Origin of the sequence: Caballeronia glathei (genome assembly GCF_000698595.1) — a bacterium.
GTDB classification, from domain to species: Bacteria; Pseudomonadota; Gammaproteobacteria; order Burkholderiales; family Burkholderiaceae; genus Caballeronia; species Caballeronia glathei.
Genome location: NZ_JFHC01000058.1, coordinates 14,207 through 41,131, shown reverse-complemented (window position 1 = coordinate 41,131; position 26,925 = coordinate 14,207). Strand labels below are relative to the sequence as shown.

Here is a 26,925-nt window from a genome sequence, read left to right as displayed (position 1 = left end):
CGGGTCGTCGCGCCACGCCGCCGTCAACCGACCTTCATCGGCAGGAGCACCATCCTCCTGCCTTGCGATTGGAGCCGCTTCTGGATCTCGGCCGGCGTTCGATTGTGCAGCCACGCCGACAGGAAGTTGACCCGCCTGAAGATCAGTTTGCTGGCGAAGCACACGCTGTCCGGGAACTCTTCCATGGTGCTCTCGGCAAGCCGCATGAGTCCGGCCGCCGGATGCGTGGCGAACTCGATCCGGCAATCGGCGGCAAACCCCTGATAGCGGCTCTGAGCGACATAGTACGCAAGCGATGACGACATCGTTTCCCGCAAATCGTCGATCTGCTTCGCGCCTTCCCAGCTTTGCGCGTCCACTTCGCCGACTGCGAGGAATATCATGTTGTCGAACCTGCCGGGAAACATGCGTTCCACCCAAAGCAACGCATGCATGCTTGCACCACGGTGCCTGCCGACAAGCACGATCGCGGTTGGCCGCGACGGGTCCGGCCTCACCGGAATCCCGCCATCGACCTGGGGCGCCGCACCGGCGAACGGCGCATCTTCGTTCGCCAGCTGCGTGCGGATTTCACTGTAGTGACGCCTGACGAGAAAACACAGCGCGATCACGGCGCCCGTCACCAGCACGGTCAGCCAGCCGCCCATCATGAACTTTTCGACGAGCGTCACGGCCAGCACCGTGACCGTCGTCGACAAGCCGAGCGCCGCCAGCGCAAAGGGCCGAAGCCAGCCACGGCCGCCGTGGCGGCTGCGCCACCGGTAGATGCACAAGCCGAGGAACGACAGGCTGAAGGTCAGGAACACGTTGATGCTGTACAGCACCACGAGCGTTGTCACGTCGCCGTGCGTCCACAACAGGATGGCCAGATTCGCAATGCCGATTACTGCAATGCCGTTGCGTCGTACCAGCCGCGTCGACAGGTGGCGGAAATGGCGTGGCATCCATGCATCCGCTGCCATGTTCGACAAGACGACCGGCCCGTCGAGGAAACCCGCCTGCGCACCGACGAGCAGGAGCCCCGCCTCGAACGCGAGCACCACAGCGAGCAGGGCGTGGCGTGCAAGCGATGAGCCGAGCCCGAGGTGGTCGATCACGCTGCCGAATACTACGGCATTGAGCGTCTTACCCTCGACCGGCTTCGTGCCCCAGAGCATGTAGAGGACGATGATGCCGCCCGCCGTGAACGCGAGCGCCGCCGCCATGCAGAACATGGTCCACTTGCCATTGCGCACGCGCGGCTCGACGAGCATGTTCACATTGTTCGACACGGCCTCGAGGCCGGTATAGGTGCCGCCGCCGAGCGAGAACGCGCGCATCAGCAACGCCGCGACCACGAGCGGGCCGAATGCATGCGACATGCCGCGCGCCTCGCCCACGGCGGCCGGCAGGACCGCCGCCAGATGATCGCCGTGGACTGCGACGCCGTACACGATCAGCACCGCATGAAGCGCGACGAAGCCAAGGAAGACCGGCAGCAGCACGAGGATCGATTGCTTCATGCCACGGAAATTCAGGCAGCTCATCAACACGATCAGGCTCAGCTCGGTGACGAGCCTGAACGCCTGGGCGTTCGCCGGCAACAGACTGAACAAGGCTTCGACACCGCTCGCGATGGACGTCGCGACGGTCAGCACATAGTCGACCAGCAGCGCCGCCCCCGAGACTGCGCCACAGCGCGGGCCGAGCAATGCGGTCGCGACGCGATAGCCGCCGCCACCGGCAGGGAACAATTCGATGATCTGGCTGTAACCGAACGAGATGATGAAGACGGTGGCCGCCGTCGCTGATGCGATAAACAGGGCCAGTGGCGTGTGCTGCCCGAGCGCGAGAAACGCCTCTTCGGGACCATAGCAGGCCGAGGACAGCCCATCGGCGCCTAGACCGATTAACGCGAACAGCGGCGTAATCGCGATGGCCTGGCGCGTGCGCCGGTCGAGCGGGTCGAGCGGGTCGCCGGCAATCAGCTTCCTTATTTTCCGGAAAGCGGTCACGGCGCACGGATTACGTCACGAGCGTGCGGGAACAAACCGCGTCACGCGGCGGTCGCCACACCGCGCCTCAACGGCTGCAGTCCGATAGCCTTGCGCAGCCGCTGACAGTCCGGATTGGGTGTTCCATCCTCGGACCACACGCGATATTCGCGACACGGAGACGGACGCTGCGAATAAATTTCGCACCGGATACCGGGTTCGCCCACGGTGCCGCGCAAGGCGATGCAACGCCCATGGCCAGCCTCAGTACCCTTCATGCACACCATCAGGGGATTGATCGCGCTGACCATCTCGTCGGGCACCGTTCCGCAAGGCGAGCTTGCCATCTCGCCCATGTACATCGACACGCGGAAGTGCTGGCAGCATGCACCGCACGACAGGCACGGGTTGTCCACGTCATCGGCCATGTCCACGAAAACACGATTGTCATCTTGAAAGTGGACTATTTGAACGACGTTGCTTTTAGTCATTTTTGGATATCAATGCATTTTTCGGACGTTAGAAAACGCGCATCGATGCCGGGCGAAGATAACGATGTTCGAGAAACGCAGCCTGGAACGGCGGCATAAAGTTGATTCCGCCTGAACCGTATAAAGGGATGTTCCATGATCGGCGGCAGTGCACAGGATATTTCCGGCGAGATATATTCCTTATAAAATTTCGCCGAATAGAATCAAAAGGCCGTATCTGTGCGCGCTCTGAAACGTGCCATCGGATGGAAGATCCGCGGCGTCCGGAATGGTCTGAAATTGGCGACGAAAACACGCGATCCCGCAATGCTCAACCTTGCCATCTACAGCAGGTTGAGCACGTGCAGTGCGTTCGTCCATTGCTCCAAGCACCAGCCTACTTCGCTCGCCGCGGCTTTGCCTTTGCACCGGATTGATTGAATTCGACCGCGGCGCGGATGAGCGTCTTGAACGCGTCCGGGTCGACCTGCTCCCCCTGATGAATGTCGATCGCGCGCCTTACGTTCCCGTCGAGGCTCGAGTTGAAGAGCCTGGCCGGGTCCTTCAGCGAAGCCCCCTTGGCGAAGGTCAGCTTCACTATCGCCTTGTAGGACTCGCCGGTGCAGATGATTCCGTCGTGTGACCACACGGGAGTGCCCATCCACTTCCATTCCTCCACGACGTCCGGGTCTGCCTCCCTGATGAGCTTGCGCATCAGGCTCAAGGTATCCCCGCGCCAGTCCCCGAGTTCGGCGATCTTATTGTCGATCAGCCCGGATGCCGGCTGGCCGTCTGTCGTAACCGACTTCTTCATCTTCTCCTCCAGGAGCTTTCAGACTCGTTCTGGTTTTCGGGCCAAGCCATTTACTGCGCCCGGCGTTGATTTATAGGGGCTCGACTTCCGCCCTCTGTTCATGCGTCAAACAGCGCAGTCAGAAGCACCAGAAGAGGGATGTCAAATGGTTCCTCCGAGCCTCCATGCGTCGACAACCATGCTCGTGCCGAGTACGAACAGCACCGCCCCCATCACCCAGCGTTGGACCAGCAGGAGTCGCGGCCGGCGGGACAGGAACGTCGCCATGCTGCCAGAGCAGACTGCCACAACGCAATTCACCGATGCAAACGCGATGATCAACGATGAACCGAGCACGAGTGATTGCCTGAGCACGTCGCCCTCCCGATAGTCGATGAATTGAGGCAGGAGTGAAAGAAAGATCATCGCCAGCTTCGGATTCAACAGGCTGGTCGTTGCTCCCATCGCGAAGAGCCGGAGAGGCCGTTGCTGAGGCAGATCGCGAACCTCCAGGGGGGAGCGGCCGCCGGGCTCCACGGCCAGCCACGCCAGATAGATCAGATAGAAAGCGCCCCCGGCCCCCAAAAAACTGCCGGCATAGGGCACGCTCAGGAAAAGCGTCGTGATGCCGAACGCCGCGCCAAACATATAGCAAAGGTATCCGAGCATGACGCCGGCAAGGGAAATGAGACCGGCTGCGCGTCCTTGCGCAATGGAGCGCGACATCACGTAGACCATGTTCGGGCCGGGTGTCACAGCGAGCATCCCGCCGACCGCCAGAAATCCGTAGATCGATACCGTACCGTGCATTGCCCTAGGCTCTCCTGTAGTCATGGGTTGCAGTATCGACCTGACGCATAGCCACGTAAAACGCATTAAACTGAATTTTTTATTCAGATTTTCTGACGAAATGAAAAAGCTCGATCTGGACGTGCTTGAAATGGTGGTGGCGGTCGCCGACACCGGATCGTTTGTCCGGGGTGCGGATTCCGTGCACCGGTCTGCGTCTGCGGTGAGCATGCAGATAAAGGCGCTGGAAGAATCACTTGGAAGACCGCTCTTCATCCGAAGCACCCGTAGCGTAGCGATTACCGCAGAGGGCAAGACGCTTCTCGACTATGGCCGTCGTATGCTTGCAATGCGGGACGAGGCATGGGCATCGGTCGTTCGCCCGGAGATGAAGGGCCGCATAAGCATCGGCGTTCCGGACGACTACGCTTCATCCCTGCTGCCGCCGGTCCTGGGAAAGTTCGCCGTTGCTCACCCACGCGTGGAAATAAGGGTAATCGGCATGCCCAGCACGGCACTCGTTCCATTGCTCAAGGACAATACGCTTGATCTCGCCTGCATCACGAAAACCAGGGGCATGGCGGGAGAATTCATCCGATTCGAGCCGATGGTCTGGGTCGGGTCGGCCGTGAGGAAAGTGTGGAAGGAGCGTCCGCTTCCGATCGCGGTTTTCGCACAGGGCAGTGCCGCGCGTGTCGCTGCCATCAGCGCGCTTCAACGGGCGAGCATCAAATATCGAATGTCCTACGAAAGCCCGAGTCTGCTGGGCCTGATCAGCATGGTCGAAGCGGGGCTTGCGGTCGCGTCACTGGCAAAGTGCAGCGTACCCGGACATCTTGTTCAGCTATCGCAGAACGAAGGGTTGCCACCGCTTGCCGAACTCGAGATAGTCCTTGCACGCAGTTCGCGATCCGCGCGAGCTCCCTGTGATTTTCTTGCCGAGCAGATTCTGACTGAGTTGAGAACGTGAACGAGGTGCGACAACAGCACGAGGTAAAGAAGCCGCATGTCGTCACGCTGTCGTCAGCATCATTTCGCGCGCGCCCGGTTGCGCATGTTCACGGCGCTTGGCGATCACAGGATGTATTTGAGCGACGACGCCTGCACCTTCGCCTACCGCCGCAGCCACGCGCTTGACGGATCCCGACCGGACGTCTCCGATGGCGAATACGCCCGGAATACTGGTTTCGAGCGATCCCGGCAACTGTCCTGTGTGTCCCGCGGCCGAGCCCGTCAGTATGAATCCCTTGTCGTCGGTACGCACGCCGGAGTCTTTCAGCCATGCCGTATTGGGCGCAGCGCCTGTGAAGATGAACGCGTGACGGACGTCCAGCGTCATCGCGCCGTCCGGGGTCGAGCACCGCAGTCCCGACAGTGTCCCGTCCTCGACGCGCACCGACTCGACCTCCGTGTGAGCGTGCAACGTCACATTCGCCGCGTCGGAAAGCCGGCTGATCAAGTACTGCGACATGGTCGATTCAAGACTGTCCCTGCGAAACAGCACATGAACGTGTGAAGCATGCATCGCGAGATGAGCAGCCCCTTGTCCTGCCGAATTGCCGCCTCCAATCACCGCTACTTCCATCCCTTCGGAAAGCTTCGCGCTCGCGGGAGATACCCAATAGTGAGCGCCACGTCCATTCAATTCATCGAGCCCGTTCGATTCGGCGCGGCGATACGATGCGCCTGTCGCGATGACCAGCGTATGGGTTCGGATGCGCCGGCCGTCGATCAGTTCGAGCCTGATCGGCGAGCCGACGGTTTGAAGGCACCTGACCTTCATCGGGATGGCGATTTGCGCGCCAAACTTCTGAGCCTGCAGGAAGGCTCCACGAGCCAGCGCTCCGCCCGAGACTCCGGTTGCAAAGCCGAGGTAGTTTTCAATGCGTGAGCTTTCGCCGGCCTGCCCTCCTGGCGCCCGACCGTCCAGCACAAGGACGGAAAGCCCTTCCGATGCCGCGTAGACCGCTGTCGCGAGCCCGGCGGGCCCGGCCCCGACGATCGTTACATCGTAGATATGGTGAGATTCGAATGACGGAAGCCAACCCAACTGCGACGAAATCGCGGCCTCGGTGGGACGCCGGAGCACTGTGCCGTCAAGGCACAGCACAACGGGAAGATCGGTGGATGAGATGCCGACTTGCTTGAGGAGGCGCCTCGCCTGAGGGTCGCATTGAGGATCCGTCTTGTGGTGCGGGTAGTCATTGCGTGCAAAGAAATTTTGCAGCGCAACGACGTCCGGATCGCCGGCATCGCCGATGATGACAGGACCGGCCCCTGCTTCCACCAGTCGCGATCGGCGAAGGATGAGGGAACGCATGACGCGCTCGCCGAGCTCGGCTTCACCGACTATCAACTGACGCAATTGACGCGGAGCGAGCAACAGGGCCTCCACGTCTTCTATCGCGCACGCGTCGACCATTGCAGGCTTGCCGGACAGCTGGCCCACCTCTGCGACGAACTGCCCTGGCCGCAGGACCAGTTCATTGAGCGAGCGACCCAGCCCGTCGCGGTAGATAATCCGGACGGCTCCTTTCAGGACGATGAGCATGCCCGCGCATGCCTGTCCTGCTTCAAGCAGGAATTCACCGGCCGGGTACTTCCTGGGTACGCCAAGGCGCCTGGCTCGCTCGATCTCCCGGGCAGACAATTGCGCGTGCATGTCGCCCCGCGCGTGCTCGTCATGATGCAGCGGCGGATGCCTGACCCGCTGTTCGACGCTATCCGAAGCGTGACTTTGCAATATCAGGTCGAGATCGTCTTTCATGATGGTACCGTCCAGAAATGGTGCTAGGTCGACACGTCGGGTCCATGCAGAAAAGCGTTGAACGCCGGGTCGACGTCATGCGCAGGTGCGGGTGAATCGTCGTGCAGCGCGACGACATTGACGATCCCTTGCCGCGCCATCTTGGCGTAGGGGCAAACGCGCTCGGAGGCGCGAACGAGTTGCTCGGCAATGGCGCGGTCCACACCCGGCAAATGAATCCTGATGTCGGCTGTCAGCGTGTACAGGCCGTCCACCGGGTCGCGTCCGAACGTAACGGACACATGGACTGCGGCGTCGACAAGCGAGATGTCGTTCTTGGCGGCAATCAAGGTCAGCGCGCCGTGAAAGCAGGCCGCATAGCCTGCTGCGAACAGCTGCTCGGGATTGGTGCCGCCACCCGGGCCGCCCAGGGCCTCTGGCATCCGCAGGTTCAGTTCGAGATTGCCGTCGTCTGAACGAACGATCCCGGAGGCTCTTCCGTGTTCGGCCTCGCCACCCGTCACGCGTACGTTTGCGGTATAGAGCCCCTGAAATTCCGGCCCGTAGTATTTGTCGAGCACTGTCAAAGGGGGGGGCGTCAATTTGGTCATGGTGTGAATCTGCTTACTTGTCAAAGTCATTCGAGCGTTTGAATACATCGTAGGCCGGTCACGTCGGAGGCAGAAGCGTTGGGGAGGAACGCATGGTGTTGCCGTCAAGACGACAATCAACGCGAAACAGTCATCGGACTGCGGCGGGGCGCTGCTGATCGACCGTTCTTTTGCCGCGGAAAAGAACGGTCGGCTGAACCAGTCAGGAAATCATGAAATGGATTAAGCAATTACCAGAATACATCTGGCGGCATGAAGCGGGATGCGGATGCGCTGCCTGTTCCTGACGGAATTGAGTCTGAGCGCGCCGGTTGTTATTCCCGTGCAGTGAGCGTATAAGTTACGGTTCATCGGGGCAGGAGAATCGGTAAAAAATCGCCCGTAGCCGTCACCAATCCGGGCGACGAAACGCCGTGTTCGGCATGGGAACTTCAAGCCGCCATTTCATCTGCCGGTGCCCCATCGCGCAGGCTATCGACTCTCGCATGACGGGGGCCGCCGTAGAGAATCTTCGCATTGGCTAGTGAACTGAACGCTATATAGCGCATGCTCATGTCGACCAGTGAAACGCATCCACAACACGCCGCCAGCGAAGACTCGCTCGCGTGCAGCTTTTCCACCAGCTACGCTGGCGTGATCGCATTTCTCGCCGTGGTGAGCGAGGGCAGCTTCGCGAAGGCGGGGGACCGTCTCGGCATCGGCCGGTCCGCAGTCAGCCGCAATGTCCAGAAGCTCGAAGCGCAACTCGATGCCCGGCTCTTTTTGCGCACCACGCGAAGCACGTCTCTGACGCGGGAAGGCGAACTCTTCTATGAGAATTGCCACCCGGGTGTAGAGCGGATCGTCCAGGCGCTGGAAGACATGCGCGAACTTCGTCACGGTCCGCCGCGCGGTCAATTGCGTATCTGCTCGACGATCGGCTTTGGCCGCAGGATCGTGGCGCCGCTGCTCAACGGATTTCACGCAGCGTATCCGGACATCGCGATCGATTTCGTGCTCAAGGACAGTCCCGCCGACTTTACCTCGGATCGTGTCGACGTCGCATTCCGCGACGGCAGGATGGACGACAGCCAGGTCGTCGCGAAGCAGATCATCCCGATGCAGATGATTGTGTGCGCGTCGCCCGCTTATGCGAGCGCGCACGGCTTGCCGCGCACGGTCGAGGAACTCGATGACCATCGCTGCATCAACTTCCGGACGGCTTCGGGCCGTGTTGCCGATTGGGAGTTCAAGGTGAGTGGCGTGAGCTGCAAGGCCGTCCCCAAGGCGCTTCATACTTTCAACGATTCCGATCTCGTCCTGCAAGCGGTGCTCGATGGCCATGGCGTCGCACAACTTGCGGCCTACCAGGTGAGCGGGCTCTTGCGCGAGAACCGTCTGCAGGCGTGCCTTGCACAGCACGCGCCCGATGATCGCGGCCACTACGCGTGCTATCTGAGCCGCAAGCATTTGCCGGCGCGCATCCGCGTGTTCATCGACCACATGACCGAGCAGATCAGGGCGCTCGACCTGCACTGTCCCACTCAAGTCGTTCCGCTGTCGCTCTGTCGCTGATTGTTGTCATCGAGACAACACGGTGAGCGCCTTCGCGGGGCTACTGCCGCTCGGCGCCCCCGTCTACGATTCTTCCTGACGGTGGCCGCGCAGGCAACGTTTCCAGTGCCAATCCGGCGTGTCCGTTGTCGCTCTCCGGGAGAGTCTGAACCTCTCGCGGAGCCGCTGCTCGACGGTGCCGCCTTGTCATGAATGACTATCGTGCAACGCCGCGACTCGCGATGCCATTTTGATTCGCGCGCATTCACTGCAAATGACCCGTCGCCAGGACATGGCGATATCAGGCGCTCCCGCAATAAAGGGTTCATCCAGATCGCCACGGAACGGGCGGTATCCCGGAGATGGGCCATCGTGCGGCGATCGTGAACTGATCGCCGCACGACGAAGCAGGGCACCGGTCGCCATGGGGTTCGGTGCCCGCAATCGACTTCGCAATTTTCTAACGGAAGGCAATAATCATGTCGCAGAAAATCCTGATAGTGGGTGCCGGCTTTGCCGGGGTGTGGGGCGCGCTAGGCGCCGCTCGCGTGCTCGATGGCGCGGGCGTAAGGAGCAGTGACGTTGAAATTACCCTGATCTCGCCGAAACCGGAATTGCAGATCCGCCCGCGGCTGTACGAAAGCGAGCCGCAGCGGATGGCTGCCCCGCTTCTGCCGCTCTTCGACGCCATTGGCGTGAAGTTTGTCGAGGGCCGTGCCGAAGAGATCTCCGTTCATGACAGGACCGTGAGTGTCGTGTCGGAGAACGGGCAAGAGCGTTCGCTCGCGTATGACCGGCTGTTGCTGACGAGCGGTAGCAAGTTGCACAGGCCGCCCATTCCGGGTCTGGTGGAGCACGCTTTCTCTGCCGATTGCGTTGAGGATGCCGTCGAACTCGACAAGCACCTGAAAGAGCTGGCAAAGCTGCCGGAATCGCCTGCGCGCAACACGGTCGCAGTGGTGGGATGTGGCTTTACGGGTATCGAGCTCGCAACTGAATTGCCCAGGCGCATGCGCGAGCTGTTTGGCGCCGACGCGGCGGTTCGTGTCGTCGTGATCGGCTCTCAGGACGAGATTGGCCCCGATCTCGGACCCAACCCCCGTCCTTTCGTATCCGAAGCGTTTGACTCGCTGGGCGTCGAGGCGGTACTGGGCTCCGGCGTGGTGGCGGTCGATGCGGACGGGGTGCGCACTGCATCGGGCACCCGTATCGAAGCCGGGACCGTGATCTGGGCGGGTGGCATGCGTGCCAGCTCGCTGACCGCGCAAGTCTCTTCGCGTCTCGATCCGCTGGGACGCGTCGAAGTGGAACCGGATCTTCGCGTGGCCGAAGCACCCGGTGTGTTCGTGGCGGGTGATGTGGCGCGAGCTCTGACTGACGATAACGGACGCTACGCGTTGATGTCCTGCCAGCACGCCATCGTGATGGGGCAATTCGGCGGGCACAACGTGGCCGCGGATCTGCTCGGGATCCCGACGCTGCCGTATCGACAGCCGTTCTATGCCACTTGCCTCGACCTTGGCGAATGGGGTGCCGTCTACTCGGAAGGTTGGGATCGACAGATCAAGTTGACGCACGCCGAAGGCAAGGCGCGCAAACAGGTGATCAACACGCAGTGGATCTATCCGCCGGCGCCGAATCGTGCCGAAGCTCTGGCGGCGGGCAATCCGCAAGCGTCCTTCGTATAGGGCGTCATACCGCCTAAGGCGCAGCCATCGGCACAGTGAGTCGGCCGGCCTCCGATTGATGGGGTTGGAGGCCAGGCCGCACACGACGCCGCACGAATGGTGCGAAAGCGCGCAGCAGTCTGCACTGCTGCGCGCCAGGGCACGTCACGAGTCTCGACAAGATCCGCTCCTGCGATGTGTCCTGCTTGCGGTCAACCAGTAACCTCTCACGGGGGACGTATGGCATTGAATGACAGGGTCGCGCTCGTTAGCGGAGACACACTTGTCTGTTCGTGAAAAGACCCTGCGCAGCGGTACGTGCAAGCCTGGAGGAGGGCGACATGCTGTCGCATGAGTTGATCGCGCGGTATGGTGTGCTGGTCGTATTCCTGAATGTGCTCGGCTCTTCAATCGGCCTGCCATTGCCTGCCATACCGACATTGATCGCGGTTGGGGCGAGCATCACGATCGCGACGCATGCTTTACCGTCTGCGTTGTCGCATTTCGCGATGATGCTGGGCGCCGCTGTTCTTGGAGGTGTGCTTGGCGACCTGATCTGGTTTCAGGGCGGCAAGCGCTATGGTGAGCGCACGCTTCAGACCGTTTGCAAACTGTCGCTGTCACGCGAGACGTGCGTCAGGAAAACGGAGCGCTTCTTCGGGCGCTGGGGCGTCCGTGTCCTGATCGTTGCGCGGTTCGTACCTGGCTTGTCGCTCGTGGCGGTGCCGCTGTGCGGCGCGATGGCGGTCAGGTTGCGTTCCTTCATCGCGCACGATTGCACGGGTGTAGCGCTTTGGGCATCGGCTGGACTGGCCGTCGGTGGAATATTCGCGTCGCAGATCGACGTGATTTTTGTGCTTGTCTCTCATCTTGGCTGGCAAACGCTGTTCGTGATCGGCATCGCACTGGCGCTCTATGTCCTGTATCGCTACTGCCGGCGGTTGATGCTGGCAAAGGCGCTCGAAACGGCGCGGATCAGTGCACATGAACTGCATGCATTGCTCGCGAACGACCCGCGGCCGGCCGTCTTCGATATCCGCTCCGCCGAGCGGAGAATGTTAGATCCATTCGTTATTCCAGGCGCTGTGATTGCCGATGAACGGAAACTGCAGGAGATCGTTGAACGCTACGGGGCGAACCGGGCGCTCGTCATCTACTGTTCGTGTCCGGGCGAGGTCTCTGCCGCATGGATGGCCAAGCGCTTGCGAGGAGCCGGCGTCAAGCTCGCGTTGCCGCTTACCGGCGGGATCGACGCATGGCGGCTTGCGGGCTTCGAGGTTGATCCGGTGGCAGCGATGGACGACGATGCAACAAGTGGAGAAGAGAGGGGACTCGTGGCTCAGTGAGTGTCAGGATGTCACGCGCTCTGTTCTGTTGCCGCCAGTCGCCAATCACAAGCTCTCCGATATCCATGGCCTGAGCGCGACGATTCCACCGACGCAGTTGTGAGTAATTTCCCGGAAGCCTTCACAACGCAGTCATTTCGAAGACGTGGTAGCCCCAGGGCGGCAGATCCAGGTAAAGACCGCGTGCCACGAGGTCGCTCCCGTCGCGATCGAAACTGGCCGGCCCCATCATGTCCTTGAGCCGTACCGTCCGGCCGGACAGTTCGGCAAACGGGATTCGGACGTAAGACTGGCTCTGGTTGCCCGCATAGTTGACGACAACCATGCGTCGTTCGCCATCGGCCCGCTGCCAGCACCAGGCAATGAAACAGTCCGAGGTCCAGTTTCCGTCCCACGCCGGTTCCCGGTCAAGCAAGGTCCATGCGCCGTCTCTGAAGACCGGCTGACGCAGCACGGCCATCAGGTTCTCGTAGAACTCCCGCGTCCTTGCGTCGACGGGCTCCTGTGGCGCCCGGACGAGGTGCGGCGAAATGCGTTTCGTGCGCCCCTCGAACTGCCCCTGGTGAAAGAAGCGCAGACCGGGCGAGAGAAAGGTGATGATGGCCGCGGCCTCGTGCCTGTCGGGATCGAAGGTTGCCGCGGTCCGGGGCTCGTCGTGGTTTTCCAGAAAGCGGGCCAGCTTGTCCTGGTAATCGAGCCCGGCATGCAGATGCTCGCGCACCGGCCGGGCGTGCGCGTCGCGCAAGCGGTCGTAGAGTTGCTTGTCGTAGGCGTAGTCGAAGCCCTGTTGCTGCATCGTCCATTCCAGGTCCCAATAGACCTCCGCCATGAACCGGAAGTGTGGATGCGCACGCCGTACGGCCGCGGTCGCCTTCGGCCAGAACGGTTCGGCGCGAATGCCCCAGGTGCGTTCGAACACGTCGGGCAGGACCAGCATCGCCATGTCGCAACGCACGCCGTCGCATTGACCGGCGATTCGCTGCAGCTCGCCGATCATCGCCTGCTGCAACTCAGGATTGCCGTAGTCGAGCTGCAACGTATCGGGCCATCCGTCGAAGTACGGGTCCCGGCCGTGTGCGATCACCAGCGGCCCGCTTCTCGTCTGCACCCGGCAATAGTTGCGTGGCGAGCGGGCGAGGTCCGCGTCGCTTCCATGGACGAAGTAATCCGGATGCTCATCGATCCACTCGTGATCCGGCGCCATGTGATTCGGCACGAAGTCGAGCATCAGCTTCAGCCCGCGTTGCTGCAGGCGCTGCCGCAATCGCGCGAGCGCCTCGGTGCCGCCCAGATCACGATGGACGGTGTAGCCTTGAATGGCGAACCCCGAGCCGGCGATGTCGTCGTCCCCGAGGTCGGGCAGCGTGGCGGCGAATTCGGCGCGCCACCCGGCGTGCGCACGCGAGATCGCCTGCGCCGCCGGGCCGGTCTGCCAGACGCTCAGCATCCACACCCAGTCGAAGCCCCGCTCGGCCAGACGATCGAGTTCGGCGTCGGGGATGTCGTCGAGCGTCGCGCGCCTGCCGAGCGCGCGAGACAGTTCGGTCAGCCACACGCGCGTGTTGATCTGGTACAGCGCCGGGTAACGTACGTCGGGCATTTTCCGCTCCTCACTTCTCGCCTGCCGCTTCCCCGCCCACCTGTCCCCTGACGAGCCGGGACATCACGAGTCCGCGCTCAGTCTCCAGAACGGTTGCTGCGTCGACACGCCCGAACAGGTCGATGAGCGGGGCGACGAGACCCGTCCAGCCCGTCTGGTGACTGGCCCCGAGGCCGGCACCGTTGTCACCGTGGAAGTACTCGTAAAACAGGATCAGGTCGCGCCAGTGCGGATCGTTCTGGAACTTGCCCGTTCCGCCATAGACCGGCCGTTTGCCTTCGGCATCGCGCAGGAACGTGCTGGTCAGGCGGCGGACGATCTCCTGGGCGACTTCGAAGAGCGTCATGTGCTGCCCGGACCCGGTCGGGCATTCGACCTTGAAGTCGTTGCCGAAAAAGCTGTACAGGTTGACCAGCGCGCGGACGATCAGCAAATTGACCGGCATCCACACGGGTCCGCGCCAGTTGGAGTTGCCACCGAACATGCCCGTATTCGATTCGGCCGGCAGATACTGCACCTTGTATTCCTGTCCGGCGACGTGAAGCACGTACGGATGTTCCAGGTGATACCGGGATAGCGAGCGGATGCCGTGCGGCCCCAGGAACTCGTTCTCGTCGAGCATGTAGCCGAGCACGCGTTCGAGCTTGCGCCTGTTCAGGATCGACAGGAGCCTCCGGTCCTTGTGGCCGATGAACCCGGTGTCGGTCGGGGCCACATGCTTGATCAATTCCGGGTAGCGCTTTCGAAACTGCGCGATCAGTTCCACCAGCTTCGGATTGCGCGTGAGGGACTGCGCTTCGAACACGGTCGACGCGCACAGCGGCAGCAGCCCCACCAGCGACCTTATCTTCAGGCGCATCGTCTGACCGTCGGGGAGCCGCAGCAGATCATAGAAGAAGCCGTCCTCCTCGTCCCACATCTCGTCCGAATGTTCGCCGCGCCGGTCCATCGCATAGGCGATCCACATGAAATGCTGGACGAACTTGAAGGCCACTTCCTCGTAGATCGGGTCGTACTCGGTCAGGTTGATCGCCATCTCCAGCATGGTCTGACAGTAGAACGCCATCCACGCCGTCCCGTCCGCCTGCTCGAGCGACCCGCCGGTCGGAAGCTGCGCGCTGCGGTCGAATACGCCGATGTTGTCGAGGCCGAGGAAGCCACCGGCGAAGACGTTGCGACCCGAAGGGTCCTTGCGATTCACCCACCAGTTGAAGTTGAGCATCAACCCCTGAAACGAGCGTTCAAGGAAGCGCGGGTCGGCGCGTCCAAGCTCCTTCTCGTACTTGTACAGCCAGAGCGTCGCCGCGGCATGCACCGGAGGATTGACGTCGCTGAAGTTCCACTCGTAGGCCGGAATCTGGCCGCTCGGGTGAACGTACAGGCTGCGCAGCATGAGCAGCAGTTGCTCCTTGGCAAAATCGAAATCGACCTGCGCCAGCGCGATCGTATGGAAGGCAAGGTCCCAGGCCGCGTACCACGGATACTCCCACTTGTCCGGCATGGAGATCACGTCGGCGTTCAGCATGTGGAACCACTCGGTGTTGCGCACGTCCCGCCGGGCGGCATCGAGCAACGGATGACTCCGGTGCTCGCGCAGCCAGAGCTCGAGATCGAAGTAGTAATACTGCTTGCCCCACAGCATGCCCGCCAGCGCCTGGCGATGTACCCGGCGCTGATCGTCGGTCAGCGACTTGGGCGCAATGCGTTCGTAGAACTCGTTCGCATCGGCAACGCGGCTATCGAACGTCTGCTCGAAGCTGCCGAACGCATCGTCCAGTTTCGTCGGCGCGAGGCGCAAGCGGATGGTCGCGCTGCCGCCGCCGGGTATGTTGCACACGTAATGGGCCGCGGCCTTGGTTCCCGTCCTGGCGGGATTCACCGCATCACGCTTTCCCGAGATGACGTACGCGTGAAATGCATCCTTGACATAGGGCGACGCGTTGGGCTGATTCCACAAGCGCTGCGCGTTGCTCTCGTTATCGGTGAAGAGCGTTTCAGGCGAGCCTTCGCAATGGAGCCAGTACTCACCCAGATCATGATGCGTGGCCCGGATGACGCCGGGGCCGGCATCCTGCAGCGAGGGCTTGCGGTTATCCTCGCCCCACGACCAGGTGTTGCGGAACCATAGTGTGGGCAATACCCTCAGCCGTGCCGCCTCCGGTCCGCGGTTGTGCACGGAAATGCGCACGAGGATGTCTTCCGGCTCCGCTTTCGCGTATTCCACGAACACATCGAAATAGCGGTCTTCGTCGAAGACACCCGTGTCGAGCAGCTCGTACTCCATCTCCCCGCGCGAGCGTTTCCGGTTGGTCTCGACCAGATCCGGATACGGATATTCCCTCTGCGGATACTTGTAGAGGTACTTCATGTACGAGTGCGTGGGCGTGCTGTCGACATAGAAGTAATACTCCTTCACGTCCTCGCCATGATTGCCCTCGCTGTTGGTCAGGCCGAAGAGGCGCTCCTTCAATATCGCGTCGCGCTCGTTCCATAGTGCGAGTGCGAAGCACAGCCGCTGCTGGTCGTCGCACACGCCACCGATCCCGTCTTCGCCCCACTTGTAGGTGCGCGAGCGCGAATGATCATGCGTGAAATAGTTCCAGGCATCGCCGTTGTCGCTATAGTCTTCGCGCACCGTCCCCCATTGTCGCTCGCTGAGGTAGGGCCCCCACTTCTTCCATGGGATCCGGGAATCACGCGCGTCGTTCAGGCGCTTTTGTTCCGTTACGTCCACGATTGCGGGGGCCATGCTTTCCTCCGTGAGGGGTGTAATGAACAACACTCGATACCACGCACGCGCGTCTCATGCCGCGTCCATCGTGAGCGAATCGGGTAACGACGGTGCGTCGGTGCGGATCGTGTCAACGCGCCGAGTGAACCATTGACGCGCGTATCCGGCGATCGGCTCGATGTGATTGTGGGAATCGGAGAAAGCCATCGCGAACAGGATGTCGTCGTTGCCGTTCTCATCGGTCCAGTGCTTGCCTGCTCCGCCACGCCACGAATTCGCGTTGAGGTGGCTCGTATTGTCATAGCCGTCGATGTGCCAGCCATAGCCGGTCAGGTACAGGTCCCAGGTGCCGTCATGGGCAACGCGCGTCACGCGCTCGCAAGCCGATACCGCCCGGTTCCGCGAATAGTCGCAGGCTGCATCGGCAAACCCCGGAGCCACGACGGGGGCGGCCGCCATGGCGACGAGCGTCTTGATGAAGGTCTTGTTCATCACTCTGTCAATTTGCCAGGTGCCTGGACCTGCGATCCCCGACTGGGTACATGGCTGACGCTCCGCGCGCCGGCGCGCAGGCAACGTACCCATTGGCTCATCTACTCAGGCTAGCATCGGCGAAGCGCAGCCGCCATTGGACTTTCGTCCAATGGACGTGGCTGCGCGAGGTGCCGGCAAGGCCGGAAACGCCGTGACTGACAAGGGGGCAAAGGCTAATACGAATTCCATTGACCGCGCGCCTGCTTTTATTCGCAAGTCGAAGTCATGGCGATACTTTCGCGGTGATCCGCTCCGGATGTTTCAGCGCAGCACAGCAGGCTGTCCGGTTCGTTCAGCGTTCTATCCCGTGCGGGAACGAATAGGCGGAAATTATCGAAAGGGCTAGCTCGGACATTTGAATCGCGGTTGTAAGGTAGTGTCCAGTGAATGGGCGGCCGCGACGATGCGAGCTTCACCGGCTTTGCCGGCCCGCACGGCAACACCTGGACGCTTCAGGAGCGCGGTTGCCGCGCCCCGTGAACCCGCCACGCCGCACGGAATCGACCGGCGTCGGCATCCGACGAAGCGGAAACTGCGACGCCGCTCAGATGTCGATCACCACGCCATCCTGCGGCCGGGCGCAGCAGATCAGGACATTTCCCCCCGCAGGCGGATCGAGCGGATCAGGCTGGTAGGTGACGGACCCGGAGACCAGTCCGCTCTCGCAGTTGTGACAGACGCCGGTGCGGCACGACCACCGGACCGGCACGTCACACGCCTCGGCCAACTCCAGAATGCTCTGGTAGGCCGAGTCTTTCCAGTGCGCGGCGATGCCACTGCGCGCGAACGAGACCAGCGGCCCGGTGTCGGAATCGTCCTTGGGCAGATGCGGGGCTCGCGTCACCGCACCTACCACACCAGGGTTCAACGGCTCGCCGCCGTTGAAGATTTCGGCGTGGATCCGCTCCGGCTTCACGCCGAAGCCTGCGAGCGCCTCTTTCATCTGCGCCATGAAGCGAGTCGGCCCGCAAAGGTAGACCTCCGCGTCTCGCGGGACACCGACCTCGTCGAAGACCGTTCGCGACAGGTGCCCGGCAGCGTCGAAATCCTTGCCCATCGTGTCGCCCGGCTCCGGCCTGCTGTAACAGACATGGCTGCGGCCGTGCGGGAGGGCGAGCATGAGCTGGCGGACCTCGGCGGCAAACGGATGATGCTGCCGATCGCGAGCAGCGTGCAGCCACAAGACGCGCCGCGTCGACCGGGCAGCCGCCAGCGCGTGCAGCATGGCGAGGACGGGTGTCGCCCCGATTCCCGCGCTGAGCAGCACCACCGGCCGCTCTGCGGGCTGGAGCATGAAGCTGCCGCGCGGCGAGCTGACGTCGAGAACGTCGTTCACGCGCACATGCTCCCGCAGGTAAGGTCCAGCCGCTCCGTCGGGCTCGATCTTTACGCTGATCCGATAACTCTCCGTCGAGAGGGGACCCGAAAGCGAATAGCTGCGAAAAAGCGGCGGGCGGCCGGCGGTCCGTTGCAGACGCAGAACCACATACTGGCCGGGCAGCGCCTTTCGCAGCGGCTGTCCGTCCGTGCTGCGCATCGTCAGCGAGAGGACGTCCACGGATTCCTGATCGATCGCCGTCACCGTGAGCGGAAGGAATCCTGGTTCGGCCGCATGCGCAGCGGCTGCCGGCGCGAGGCCCGCGTTGCCGGTTCCCGCGCCGGTCGTCTGGCTCTGCACCAACGCCTTGAACGAAGCGTGCCATCCGGGCGAAAGCGCCTCGATCCGCAATGCGCGCTCCAGCCGTTCGCGTGCATGATCGGACGAATAAAGGAGCGCGTTGATCTCCGCGACGGTCATTCGCTCCTTGGCCTCGTTCACTTTCACGATGTCGTCACCGGCGCCCACTTCGCCTTCCCGCAGGACGCGCAAGTAGAACCCGGGCCGTCCGCTGGATGTCAGCAATGCGGGCATTCGCGGCTCGTTCATGCGAATGCCGACGCGATAGCAGGTAACGCGAGGTTGAGTGACCTCGAACAGCGCGCTGCCGATCTGATACTGGTCGCCGATGCACACGTCATCGTCGGGCAATCCTTCGATCGTGAAGTTCTCGCCGAACTGTCCGTGGACGAAGTCGGTCCTCTTCAACTGCTCCTGCCAATGGCGATACGAATCGATCTGGTAGACGAAGACCGCGCGCTGCTCACCGCCGTGCCCGCCGAGGTCGCCTTGACCGTCTCCGTCCAGATTCAGCCGGCGGACCCGGCAGCGGCCACGCACCGGATCCTTCCAGATGGCGGTGTGCACAGTGCGCCCCTTCCACTCGATGTCGCGTGGAAGTCCGACATTTACCGATAGCAGTCGAGCCATGTCGTTCCGCTCCTCTGGTGGCCGGAATCTGTTCCGCGCCGGATGTCTCTGCCCGCATGCACATTCCACCGGACACGGCCTGACCGGGGACTTCCCGCGCGCCGATGATCGCGATGCATTCGCCGCTCGTGTGAGCGCGCCGTGAGGTGCTCCCTCATGGCTGTGCGCGCGGAGGCGCCCCCTCGGCGGCGGTGAGGTCACGGTCGGCGCCGTGGGAAATCACGCTCTGACCGGGCTCGAGATGAAGCTGAGTGCCATCGAGGTGCAGGCAGACGAGGTCCGGCTCGAACGACACCATACCGGAGATGCGGCCGACCTCGGGATAGGCCTCGCGATAGGACCATACGGCCCACCGCGCGTCACCGATATCGTAGTAGCTGCACAGCCCCTTGTACGGACAGAACGTCTGGTGTTCGACCGGGGTCAATGCGGACTCGTCCACATCGGCGCGAGCGATGTACCAGCGCGGCGCGAAGCCGGATTCATAGAGGACAAGCGGCCGCTTCGTCTCGGCGATGATGCGCTCGCCATGCCGGACCACGAGGCTGCGCGAGGTCTGGCGGATGTCGATGCGGTGGTAGCTGTCGGCTGCGTGGCCCAGGATCCGTTCGTCTTCCTCGTAGAACGCGTCCATGGCCGGCCAGGCGAACGCAACCCGTCCCTGCAGTTCGCTCGCGTAAGCGGGCAGTTCGACATGTTGCCACGCACCTCGCTTGGCGCTCTGCTCGCCCGCGCGGACGGTGTACCAGGACGTGGGCCCGAGGTCGCGGTGCTGCGTCGTGAGCTCCGTGCGTTCCAGGGTGTCCGGAGCAACGTCGGTCTCCGGAAAGTAGGCCACGGGATAGCGGCCGGGTTCGAACAGCACGAAAACGTCTTCGCTATCCGCGATCCAGCTTCCTCCGAAGCGAACGCGCATGCGCCTGCGGAGCGGTTCGGCATACAGCAGCCGCTTGGGCAGCGCTTCAGGCAGGAGGAACCGGCCGATTGCTCCCGGTGCGAGCGGACCTTGTTGCCAGGACAGTCCCATTGCTTGCTCCTTCGACAGGGTTGACGAGCCGTGATCGTCGTCCTGAAAGCATCTGCGCTTTCGCCGACCGCTGGCTATTCGTCCGAGTTAGATGCTACTGCGGGCAAGTCTGTTGTCAAGGCGATCCCCGGACTCTACACGGCATACGACGTGGCAGAGCTGACGAGTTTGCCGAATCGACCGGAAGTGCTGCTTCGGATGCGCCGGGGCGCCGCCTCGGCATCGCGAGCCAGAAGCGTCCGTACGCAGCCGAATCGCATCCTGGTACCCGCGCAGCAGTGCCGCTGAGTCGATCCATCACCATCGACTCCGAGCGATCGCGGACTTCTCCATTTCTTTCATTAGCCTGTCCAATGCTTTCGCTTTGATTGTTCTGACCTTGCGCGGGACCGGAGCGCTGCATACCGGGCCTGCTTCTTCGTCATTCGTTCGAGGTGCGGCACGGGTTACACGCTTCGCCGAATCGATTGCCTCTTCGTCCGGATGTGAGCCCCTGGTTTTTTTGCGGAACGGCGAGCTTCGAACGATTCTCGATGCGGTGTTTCGAGCTACGATTTGCACGTGACTGTCTGGCTCGCCGGCGCCGCACGCATGGGTCAGTGCATCGATGGGGAATAGATGATGTCAATCGACTGGAAGCGCCGCGTCCGCCTGTTCGTCCAGCGCTTCTGGCAGCCGACCAGCGCGTGCATGACCTGCATGCCGGGGAGCTGGGGCAATATCCTGAGCCTCGCTCACTGGACGATTGCGCTGCAGACGGGTCTCTTCACCGGAATCCTGGCCGTGCTCCTGACATTCACGCCGGCGGTCAGGCTCTACACGCGCCGATACGGCAACGCGCTGATCGTCGGCCTCCTGACAATGCTCGGCGACGCCTACTCGCACGCGAATCACTACGGCTTCCCGTTTGCCGAAGCCGTGTTGACGGGTGTGATTTCGGGTCTGCTGACGCTGGCTGGTTCATATCTCCTCGAAGACCGCGCCCGACGCCTGCGGGCGGCATGGGCGCGGGTGTTCGGATAGTGATGGCGCACGCTGTACGCGATGAACCGGATCAGACGGCGGTATGCGGACGTTGACGGAACGGCGATGCGGTTGCGACGCGAAACTCTGCCGGCTAACGTTTCGTTATCGGGAAACCGTCCACTCCACGAAATGCCGATGACATTGCCGGCGGCCGGGCCCGGAGCATTGCCTTGCCGCGCGAAGTCATCGCGCAAGACGGCGAAGGTTTCACACCTTCGTGTTGCTGCTGCAAGAGGGCTTGCCGTCGTCGTGCAAGCCGCTTGTCGCCGATGACCGGGCGCCCCGTCTTGGCGTAGCATTCACTGGAACATGGGGCGCGAGGCGCGGCGCCGTCAAGGGGTGCGATGCTCGACGATCTGATCATGGCCCGAACCGAATCCCTCACCGCCCGACAGCGCTGGACGATACTGGTCGCCAGCACCGGGGGGGCGCTGGAGGTATTCGATTTCGTCATCTATGGTTTCTTCGCGCGAAGCATCGGCAGCGCGTTCTTCTCGTCAGGCACCGGCATGTCGGCGGAGACCCTGTCGTTCACGGTGCTGGCTATCGGCTATCTTTCGAGGCCCATCGGAGGCATATTCCTCGGCCGCTTCGGTGACAAGTACGGCCGGAGGATCGTGTTCGTGTCGTCGGCGATGATCGCCGCCGTGTCGACCTTTCTCATTGGAATACTTCCTTCATACGCGGTATGGGGCGCGACTGCCTCGGCGCTGTTGCTGGCACTGCGGCTCGTTCAGGGCCTTTGCCTGGGCGGCGAATTGCCGGGCGCCGTCGTGTATGCGGTGGAGTCGGCGCGCGCCAGGCCGGGCTTTCTGTGCGGTATCGTGTTCGTGGCGGTCAATCTCGCGTTGCTGCTGGCTACGAGCGTCAATCTCGCGGTGCAATGGGCCTTCACACCCGAGCAGGTTAACGCGTTCGGATGGCGCATCGGCTTTCTGCTCGGCGGGATGGTCGGGCTGTTGAGTTTCGCTGTGCGCCGCACGCTCACGGAAACCGACGAATACGCGCGGACCATCAGCGCGCGGCACCGCGAGCCGCTCGCAGTGCTCTGTCGCAACCATCTCGGGCCCGTCGTCACGGGCGTGGGGGCGTGCTTGCTGGTGGGGGCGTCCAGTGGCATCTTCATCGGCTACATGCCGAGTTATCTGCAAGGCCTTCACTATGCCGCGCAGGAGATCGCGAGCGCGCAAATCCGATACCTGCTTGTCGTCGCGGCCTGCATCCTCGTCACGTCGCACATCGGCGACTTGATATCGCGCCGCCATGTGTTCAGATGCGGCGCCGTGTTGTCCGCTCTCTTTGCGCCATTCTTCTTCATTGCGGTTGCCCGTCATTTCTTCAGCCTGTCCGCGCTGTTCATGATGGCCGGTGTCGTTGCCTCGCTCGCCAACGGCACGTATGCGTGCGCGATCGCGGAGATGTTTCCCCTCGACGTCAGGTTCAGCGGCGTCGCCACTGCCATGAACGTCGGACTGGCGACGGCACTGGGGCTCACGCCGCTTGCGGCCAGCGTCCTTGCTTCCGGCCTGCATGCAACACCGGCGCTCGTCATCGTGGTGTGCGCGGCGCTCGCATTCGCAGCGTCCTTCGGCATGAAGCGCGAGCGTCGGCATGCCGATGCCGCCGATGCGAATGTGCGATCTCGCTGCAAGGAGCGCGGATGACCACGCAAGACTTCATCAGGATCGCGAATGTCGAACTCGACGTCCAGCGCTACGAACTGCGCCGCGGAGACGAGAAGGTGAGGCTCGAGCGCCTGCCGATGGAATTGCTGATTCTGATGGCGTCGCGCAACGGGCAACTCGTGACCCGTGCGGACATCGTGAGAGCGCTGTGGGGATCGAATGCCTATCGTGAGACGGACAACAGCATCAACACGGCGATCCGCAAGATCCGGATCGCACTGGGCGAAGACCCCGACGATCCGAGATATCTCGTCACGGTCAAGGGCAAGGGGTATCGGCTCGACGGCATACGAACCTCGCCGCCGGAGCCCGCGGCCGCGCCGGCGGCGGCCATTCGCGTGCTGGTGCTGCCGTTCGAGAACAAGACCGAAGACGCGAGTCTCGACGGGTTCTGCACTGCGCTTGCAGACGAGACCTCGGCCAACATCGGCATGCTCAATCCGGAACGGATTCTCGTGATCGCAAGGACGACGGCCGCACGCTATCAGCGGGCGAACAAGAGCATCGCCCAGATCGCGCATGAGCTGACCGTCGACTACGTGCTCGAGGGATCGCTGACGCGGGAGGGCGGGCAGGTCCGCATCCTCGCGCAACTGATCCGCTCTTACGATCAGGTTCAAATCCTGAGCCGCGCGCACGAGCCGGTGGGGAGGGGCGCACTGGATATCCAGAAGGAAGTGGGCAGGGCGCTCGCCGAGGAGGTTTCGCCGGCGCTCGCGCAACAGCAGCAGACCATGTTGTCGAGGCGCCTGCCCGTCGATCCGTCGGCGCACGATGCCTACCTGCGCGGCCGCTACTACTGGACTCGCCGGGTTCATTTCGATGCGGGCTTTGCCGCGCATCATGCATTGAGCGAGGAGGATTTCATCCGCGCCCACAGCTATTTCGAAACCGCCATCGAGATCGATCCAACCTACGCGCTGGGATACGTCGGCCTGTCGAACATCTTCGGCTCGACCGCGACGCACGGCTTCTATGCACCGTCGCACGGCTACCCTAAGGCGCGCGCGGCGGCGCTGCACGCAATCGAGCTCGATGCGAATCTTCCGGAAGCTCATCAGGCGCTCGCCGGCGTGCACTATTTCTACGACTGGGACTGGCGCCGCGCGGAAGAGGAGTTCCTCGAGGCGTTGCGGCTCAATCCGAGCCATGCGGAAACCAGCCGTCTGTATGCACGGCTGCTGCTCGTGCTCGGGCGAGAAGCGGAGGGAAGGGCGCAGTTCGAACGGGCCGAAAGGGTCGACCCGCTCGGCTTCGAAGGATCGCGCGTATTCGGCCTCGTGCAGTCGGGCAGATACGAAGAAGTGATACGGGAGTACCTGAGCACGGGACACGGCACCCGGTCGCCGCTCATTTACCAGTTGCTCGCAATCGCGTTCGAAGTGCAGGGCCAGTACGAAGAGGCGGTCGAAGCGACCATCGACGCGCTCACGCGGTGCAACGAATTCGCCCGCGCCGAGACGATCCGGACCGTCTGGGACTCGGGAGGCTACAAGAAAGTCCTGCAATGGTATTTGCAGGACCTGATGGCGAGGCGCCAGAGACGCTATACGTCACCGTTCCTGTTCGCCGAGATCTACGCGAGGCTCGAACAGCCGGACGAAATGTATCACTGGCTCGATGTCGCTCTCGCCGAGCATTCGCCGCGCCTGTGCGAGCTTCGCACGAGCGCGTGGTTTCATCGCTATCGTTCGATGGGGCGGTTTCGCAACGTCGAGCAGCGTATCGGCTACTGAGCGAAGCGGGGCTGACGCGCGCGGTATGCGTGCGGCATGCGCGCGCGACGGGACATGCGCAGGACGCTCGTCGCGCGGCAGGCACACCTGGCGAAAGCCACCGCACGGCGCGCTCAATGATGGCGGTACGTGCTGTTCCAGATGCGGCGTTGCTCTCCCGATTGCTGCGACGTGCTGAGGTCCTGATAGACCTGCTGCCGCGTCGGGCTCATCGTCACACCCGCGTCGCTCCTCGACGCATCACCGGTGCCACCGACGTCCCGCGCGGACTGGGTTGCCTGCGCGGGAACCGGTGTGTCTTGCGCCCATGCAGGCCCCAGGATGAGGACCAACGCGCAGGTCGCCACGACTCGAATCGTCTTCATGTCAGTTTGCTCCTTGAAACAAGTGCGGGTACGGTCAGCGCACGACTGGCCGCGATGGCGATCGCGCAGGGCTGGCGCGCTCGAAAGCAGGCATCGCCCTGACATCGCTTGACCCATGGTGCGATTCAATCGCCGCCGGCGCCATCGACGCCACCTGAAGAAATCGTTAACACGCACCGTATCTCAGGCATCTCGCTGACGATCTCTCGATGTGACATCGATCGTCGGGTGCCGACTCGCTTTGCGGTCGGGCGCGCGGACGTCGTGCTGTTGGGTGAACGCGCACAGTGGCTCATGAAAGCGTTGTCTGCGGCCAGACATCTTCGCTGTGCGATCCGTCTTCCACAGCACGGGTGTTCTCGATCAATCGTTTTTATTTTCAAGCGCTTAGAGCCGCCTGGATGATGCGCGAACCGGGATTGGCATGACCCGTGCATTTGTAGCTGCGGCGCAATGTCGGCAGCATGCCCGTATTCCGGGAGCGTGTTGTTTGCCTGAGCCTTCTTGCTGGCGCGCCGCACGGTGCCGTGCATCGCGCGCCGCCATGGACCGATCGAGCTGCATTCGAAAGCTCAACACGCTTATTGGAGTCGTCATGAAAACGAAATCTGTCGCCGCTCTGCTAGTCGCAAGCTCCGTATCGCTGACGGCTCCCGCCTTCGCGGGCGGCTACGGCCAGACTTCCCTCCATCACGCAGACGCCGGTGCGCCAGTATCGCAACACGGCGAGACCGCTCAAACGAAGGCCGCGGCAGAAGGCCAGGACAGCGCGGGCGACGCGAACCACGGCGGCGTCGGCGGAGACGAATCGGTCAGGTCGCAATCCGGCCGGCGCGCTCCGGCCGATAGCATCGACCCGGCATATCGCGGCGGTTGATTTGTCGGTCGGATGAGGTTGTCAAACGGAAGACGTGCCGGGTATCGGGCGTGCAGCGAAGGAGATTTCACGTCCCGCTGACGAGCACGCCGCCAGACAACGGCGCCGGTTCATGGACCCTTTGATTTTCGATGGACTAGAAGGTCCAGAGTTCGGTCATCAGGTTCACCTTGCGGGCGCGCAGCAATCTGGACGTTGGGGCTTCCTCCGTGTCGCGAATGATGAGTTGCCCGTCGCAGAGCCGATTCGACGTGATGACCGGGCTTTCGGTCTTGACGCGTGCCACAGGCATTCGGCCCGTCATCCTGATGGTGTCCACCGCCGTGGATCCTTGCGCGCGTACCACGCGGTTGCCCTGCAGACCATATCCCGTGCCTGTCTGAGCCTGGAAATAGATCCACCAGCGGCCCTCCTCGAACTTCATGAACATGAGCGCCCTCGGAGCACCGGGGGCTCCATAGAACTCGTGTGTCATGACTCCGGCGAGTTTCGAGGCAGGGTCGCGACGCTTGCGGTATTCCATCTCGACGTACCCGTTGCCTCCCGTCACGTGATAGACGCGGTACATGCTGTCGCTGATCTGATCGACAATGAGCGAGCAGCCGGAGAAGTCTGGTGTAAAGACATAGGCGCGATCGGCTGCAATGATCGGTACGTCACACGATCCGCCTTGCGGCACCCAATACCCGCGGATGGATTCGTCGTTCTTCGCAGTGTTCGTCGGCTCGATCGTGACCACGCTGGGTGTGATTCCTTCCTGGCGATGCAGATCGAATGCCATCGTTCCCTCTGGAGGACGGAAGATACCGGCAGTCGTCAGATAGTTGGCGTCGACGAACGCCCTCGTGTCCGCCATGAAGTAGCGGTTTATTCCTTCGGCCATAGCGTTGTTCCTGCGATTCGGGAGCTTTTTCCACTTGAGCGAATCCCGGAGCAGCCGGGTTGGCGGCTCGATCATCCTCGTTTCAACAACACCCGGTGGAGACTTTTATTCCCTGAATCGAAGGGAATTCCGCCACGCAGGCGTGATGGCGGATGCCATACGCGACGCATGCCCGCGACGCATACCCGAACGAGTACTGGCTCGTATTCGCGCGTCATGCCGAAC

Annotated in this window: 21 protein-coding genes; 8 read left to right on the top strand and 13 right to left on the bottom strand. The window is 62.4% G+C overall.

Going from position 1 to position 26,925, the window contains the following annotated elements:
- Positions 1 to 23 precede the first annotated feature (23 nt).
- The 4 genes from BG61_RS28370 to BG61_RS28355 form a co-directional block, all read right to left on the bottom strand.
- Positions 24 to 1,994 carry an APC family permease gene (locus BG61_RS28370; RefSeq protein WP_035939360.1) on the bottom strand — a complete coding sequence of 657 codons (1,971 nt, stop codon included), beginning with the start codon at positions 1,992 to 1,994 and terminating at the stop codon, positions 24 to 26.
- 41 nt (positions 1,995 to 2,035) lie between these two features.
- On the bottom strand, positions 2,036 to 2,401 hold the full coding sequence (locus BG61_RS28365) for a YkgJ family cysteine cluster protein (protein ID WP_370818103.1): 366 nt from the start codon (positions 2,399 to 2,401) through the stop codon (positions 2,036 to 2,038).
- Positions 2,402 to 2,840: 439 nt separating this feature from the next.
- Positions 2,841 to 3,257, bottom strand: a complete 417-nt coding sequence (locus BG61_RS28360) for a DUF1801 domain-containing protein (protein ID WP_051672830.1) — start codon at positions 3,255 to 3,257, stop codon at positions 2,841 to 2,843.
- A 141-nt stretch (positions 3,258 to 3,398) separates the two neighbouring features.
- The gene (locus BG61_RS28355) at positions 3,399 to 4,046 is read right to left on the bottom strand and encodes a LysE family translocator (RefSeq protein ID WP_035939353.1); all 648 of its coding nucleotides are present in this window, start codon (positions 4,044 to 4,046) and stop codon (positions 3,399 to 3,401) included.
- A 100-nt stretch (positions 4,047 to 4,146) separates the two neighbouring features.
- On the opposite strand from BG61_RS28355, the gene BG61_RS28350 reads away from it, so the two are divergent.
- Entirely contained in the window at positions 4,147 to 4,995 is an 849-nt protein-coding gene (locus tag BG61_RS28350) for a LysR substrate-binding domain-containing protein (protein WP_035939351.1), read from the top strand.
- 42 nt (positions 4,996 to 5,037) lie between these two features.
- On the opposite strand, the gene BG61_RS40425 is transcribed toward BG61_RS28350, so the two are convergent.
- Complete coding sequence (locus BG61_RS40425) at positions 5,038 to 6,792, bottom strand: FAD-dependent oxidoreductase (protein WP_075584242.1); 1,755 nt, start codon at positions 6,790 to 6,792, stop codon at positions 5,038 to 5,040.
- 23 nt (positions 6,793 to 6,815) lie between these two features.
- Positions 6,816 to 7,382 (bottom strand): Ohr family peroxiredoxin, encoded by a 567-nt coding sequence (locus tag BG61_RS28340; RefSeq protein ID WP_051672835.1) that lies wholly within the window; start codon positions 7,380 to 7,382, stop codon positions 6,816 to 6,818.
- A 552-nt stretch (positions 7,383 to 7,934) separates the two neighbouring features.
- On the opposite strand from BG61_RS28340, the gene BG61_RS28335 reads away from it, so the two are divergent.
- The 3 genes from BG61_RS28335 to BG61_RS28325 all read left to right on the top strand — a co-directional run bounded on the left by BG61_RS28335 (position 7,935) and on the right by BG61_RS28325 (position 11,928).
- On the top strand, positions 7,935 to 8,936 hold the full coding sequence (locus BG61_RS28335; RefSeq protein ID WP_035939557.1) for a LysR family transcriptional regulator: 1,002 nt from the start codon (positions 7,935 to 7,937) through the stop codon (positions 8,934 to 8,936).
- A 458-nt stretch (positions 8,937 to 9,394) separates the two neighbouring features.
- Complete coding sequence (locus BG61_RS28330; protein WP_035939349.1) at positions 9,395 to 10,603, top strand: NAD(P)/FAD-dependent oxidoreductase; 1,209 nt, start codon at positions 9,395 to 9,397, stop codon at positions 10,601 to 10,603.
- 320 nt (positions 10,604 to 10,923) lie between these two features.
- Positions 10,924 to 11,928: a DedA family protein/thiosulfate sulfurtransferase GlpE gene (locus tag BG61_RS28325; protein WP_081868206.1), complete on the top strand. Its 1,005-nt coding sequence runs from the start codon at positions 10,924 to 10,926 to the stop codon at positions 11,926 to 11,928.
- Between the two features lie 121 nt (positions 11,929 to 12,049).
- On the opposite strand, the gene BG61_RS28320 is transcribed toward BG61_RS28325, so the two are convergent.
- From BG61_RS28320 to BG61_RS28300, 5 genes are all read right to left on the bottom strand, one after another.
- Complete coding sequence (locus BG61_RS28320) at positions 12,050 to 13,483, bottom strand: alpha-amylase family glycosyl hydrolase (protein ID WP_233469183.1); 1,434 nt, start codon at positions 13,481 to 13,483, stop codon at positions 12,050 to 12,052.
- Positions 13,484 to 13,538: 55 nt separating this feature from the next.
- Positions 13,539 to 16,277 carry an MGH1-like glycoside hydrolase domain-containing protein gene (locus tag BG61_RS28315; RefSeq protein ID WP_035939345.1) on the bottom strand — a complete coding sequence of 913 codons (2,739 nt, stop codon included), beginning with the start codon at positions 16,275 to 16,277 and terminating at the stop codon, positions 13,539 to 13,541.
- A gap of 54 nt (positions 16,278 to 16,331) precedes the next feature.
- Positions 16,332 to 16,751: a hypothetical protein gene (locus tag BG61_RS41410; protein ID WP_081868205.1), complete on the bottom strand. Its 420-nt coding sequence runs from the start codon at positions 16,749 to 16,751 to the stop codon at positions 16,332 to 16,334.
- Positions 16,752 to 17,337: 586 nt separating this feature from the next.
- Positions 17,338 to 19,101: an MOSC and FAD-binding oxidoreductase domain-containing protein gene (locus tag BG61_RS28305; protein WP_035939343.1), complete on the bottom strand. Its 1,764-nt coding sequence runs from the start codon at positions 19,099 to 19,101 to the stop codon at positions 17,338 to 17,340.
- A gap of 154 nt (positions 19,102 to 19,255) precedes the next feature.
- The gene (locus BG61_RS28300) at positions 19,256 to 20,128 is read right to left on the bottom strand and encodes a DUF427 domain-containing protein (RefSeq protein WP_035939341.1); all 873 of its coding nucleotides are present in this window, start codon (positions 20,126 to 20,128) and stop codon (positions 19,256 to 19,258) included.
- A 621-nt stretch (positions 20,129 to 20,749) separates the two neighbouring features.
- On the opposite strand from BG61_RS28300, the gene BG61_RS28295 reads away from it, so the two are divergent.
- From BG61_RS28295 to BG61_RS28285, 3 genes are all read left to right on the top strand, one after another.
- On the top strand, positions 20,750 to 21,151 hold the full coding sequence (locus BG61_RS28295) for a hypothetical protein (RefSeq protein WP_035939553.1): 402 nt from the start codon (positions 20,750 to 20,752) through the stop codon (positions 21,149 to 21,151).
- A 365-nt stretch (positions 21,152 to 21,516) separates the two neighbouring features.
- A complete protein-coding gene (locus BG61_RS28290) occupies positions 21,517 to 22,818 on the top strand; it encodes an MFS transporter (protein ID WP_232256423.1) in 1,302 nt (433 codons plus the stop codon).
- Positions 22,815 to 24,575, top strand: coding sequence for a winged helix-turn-helix domain-containing protein (locus tag BG61_RS28285; RefSeq protein ID WP_035939339.1), 1,761 nt, complete (start codon positions 22,815 to 22,817; stop codon positions 24,573 to 24,575). Before BG61_RS28290 ends, BG61_RS28285 begins: the two co-directional genes overlap by 4 nt.
- Positions 24,576 to 24,688: 113 nt before the next feature.
- Here BG61_RS28285 and BG61_RS28280 read toward each other — a convergent pair whose 3' ends face one another.
- Positions 24,689 to 24,940, bottom strand: a complete 252-nt coding sequence (locus BG61_RS28280) for a hypothetical protein (RefSeq protein ID WP_035939337.1) — start codon at positions 24,938 to 24,940, stop codon at positions 24,689 to 24,691.
- A 595-nt stretch (positions 24,941 to 25,535) separates the two neighbouring features.
- Here BG61_RS28280 and BG61_RS28275 point away from each other — a divergent pair.
- Positions 25,536 to 25,817, top strand: coding sequence for a hypothetical protein (locus BG61_RS28275; RefSeq protein ID WP_035939336.1), 282 nt, complete (start codon positions 25,536 to 25,538; stop codon positions 25,815 to 25,817).
- A gap of 136 nt (positions 25,818 to 25,953) precedes the next feature.
- Here the strand turns inward: BG61_RS28275 and BG61_RS39425 are convergent, their stop codons facing one another.
- Complete coding sequence (locus BG61_RS39425; protein WP_051672826.1) at positions 25,954 to 26,775, bottom strand: hypothetical protein; 822 nt, start codon at positions 26,773 to 26,775, stop codon at positions 25,954 to 25,956.
- Positions 26,776 to 26,925 lie beyond the last annotated feature (150 nt).

What these genes read in the sequence shown, in the direction of transcription:
- BG61_RS28340 (WP_051672835.1), bottom strand. Translation starts at nt 7,382, where the DNA reads ATGACCAAATTGACGCCCCCCCCTTTGACAGTGCTCGACAAATACTAC.
- BG61_RS28295 (WP_035939553.1), top strand. Translation starts at nt 20,750, where the DNA reads ATGTCAATCGACTGGAAGCGCCGCGTCCGCCTGTTCGTCCAGCGCTTC.
- BG61_RS28325 (WP_081868206.1), top strand. Translation starts at nt 10,924, where the DNA reads ATGCTGTCGCATGAGTTGATCGCGCGGTATGGTGTGCTGGTCGTATTC.
- BG61_RS28280 (WP_035939337.1), bottom strand. Translation starts at nt 24,940, where the DNA reads ATGAAGACGATTCGAGTCGTGGCGACCTGCGCGTTGGTCCTCATCCTG.
- BG61_RS28285 (WP_035939339.1), top strand. Translation starts at nt 22,815, where the DNA reads ATGACCACGCAAGACTTCATCAGGATCGCGAATGTCGAACTCGACGTC.
- BG61_RS28330 (WP_035939349.1), top strand. Translation starts at nt 9,395, where the DNA reads ATGTCGCAGAAAATCCTGATAGTGGGTGCCGGCTTTGCCGGGGTGTGG.
- BG61_RS28355 (WP_035939353.1), bottom strand. Translation starts at nt 4,046, where the DNA reads ATGCACGGTACGGTATCGATCTACGGATTTCTGGCGGTCGGCGGGATG.
- BG61_RS28335 (WP_035939557.1), top strand. Translation starts at nt 7,935, where the DNA reads ATGTCGACCAGTGAAACGCATCCACAACACGCCGCCAGCGAAGACTCG.
- BG61_RS28305 (WP_035939343.1), bottom strand. Translation starts at nt 19,101, where the DNA reads ATGGCTCGACTGCTATCGGTAAATGTCGGACTTCCACGCGACATCGAG.
- BG61_RS28300 (WP_035939341.1), bottom strand. Translation starts at nt 20,128, where the DNA reads ATGGGACTGTCCTGGCAACAAGGTCCGCTCGCACCGGGAGCAATCGGC.
- BG61_RS28275 (WP_035939336.1), top strand. Translation starts at nt 25,536, where the DNA reads ATGAAAACGAAATCTGTCGCCGCTCTGCTAGTCGCAAGCTCCGTATCG.
- BG61_RS28350 (WP_035939351.1), top strand. Translation starts at nt 4,147, where the DNA reads ATGAAAAAGCTCGATCTGGACGTGCTTGAAATGGTGGTGGCGGTCGCC.
- BG61_RS41410 (WP_081868205.1), bottom strand. Translation starts at nt 16,751, where the DNA reads ATGAACAAGACCTTCATCAAGACGCTCGTCGCCATGGCGGCCGCCCCC.
- BG61_RS40425 (WP_075584242.1), bottom strand. Translation starts at nt 6,792, where the DNA reads ATGAAAGACGATCTCGACCTGATATTGCAAAGTCACGCTTCGGATAGC.
- BG61_RS39425 (WP_051672826.1), bottom strand. Translation starts at nt 26,775, where the DNA reads ATGATCGAGCCGCCAACCCGGCTGCTCCGGGATTCGCTCAAGTGGAAA.
- BG61_RS28290 (WP_232256423.1), top strand. Translation starts at nt 21,517, where the DNA reads ATGGCCCGAACCGAATCCCTCACCGCCCGACAGCGCTGGACGATACTG.
- BG61_RS28365 (WP_370818103.1), bottom strand. Translation starts at nt 2,401, where the DNA reads ATGGCCGATGACGTGGACAACCCGTGCCTGTCGTGCGGTGCATGCTGC.
- BG61_RS28315 (WP_035939345.1), bottom strand. Translation starts at nt 16,277, where the DNA reads ATGGCCCCCGCAATCGTGGACGTAACGGAACAAAAGCGCCTGAACGAC.
- BG61_RS28360 (WP_051672830.1), bottom strand. Translation starts at nt 3,257, where the DNA reads ATGAAGAAGTCGGTTACGACAGACGGCCAGCCGGCATCCGGGCTGATC.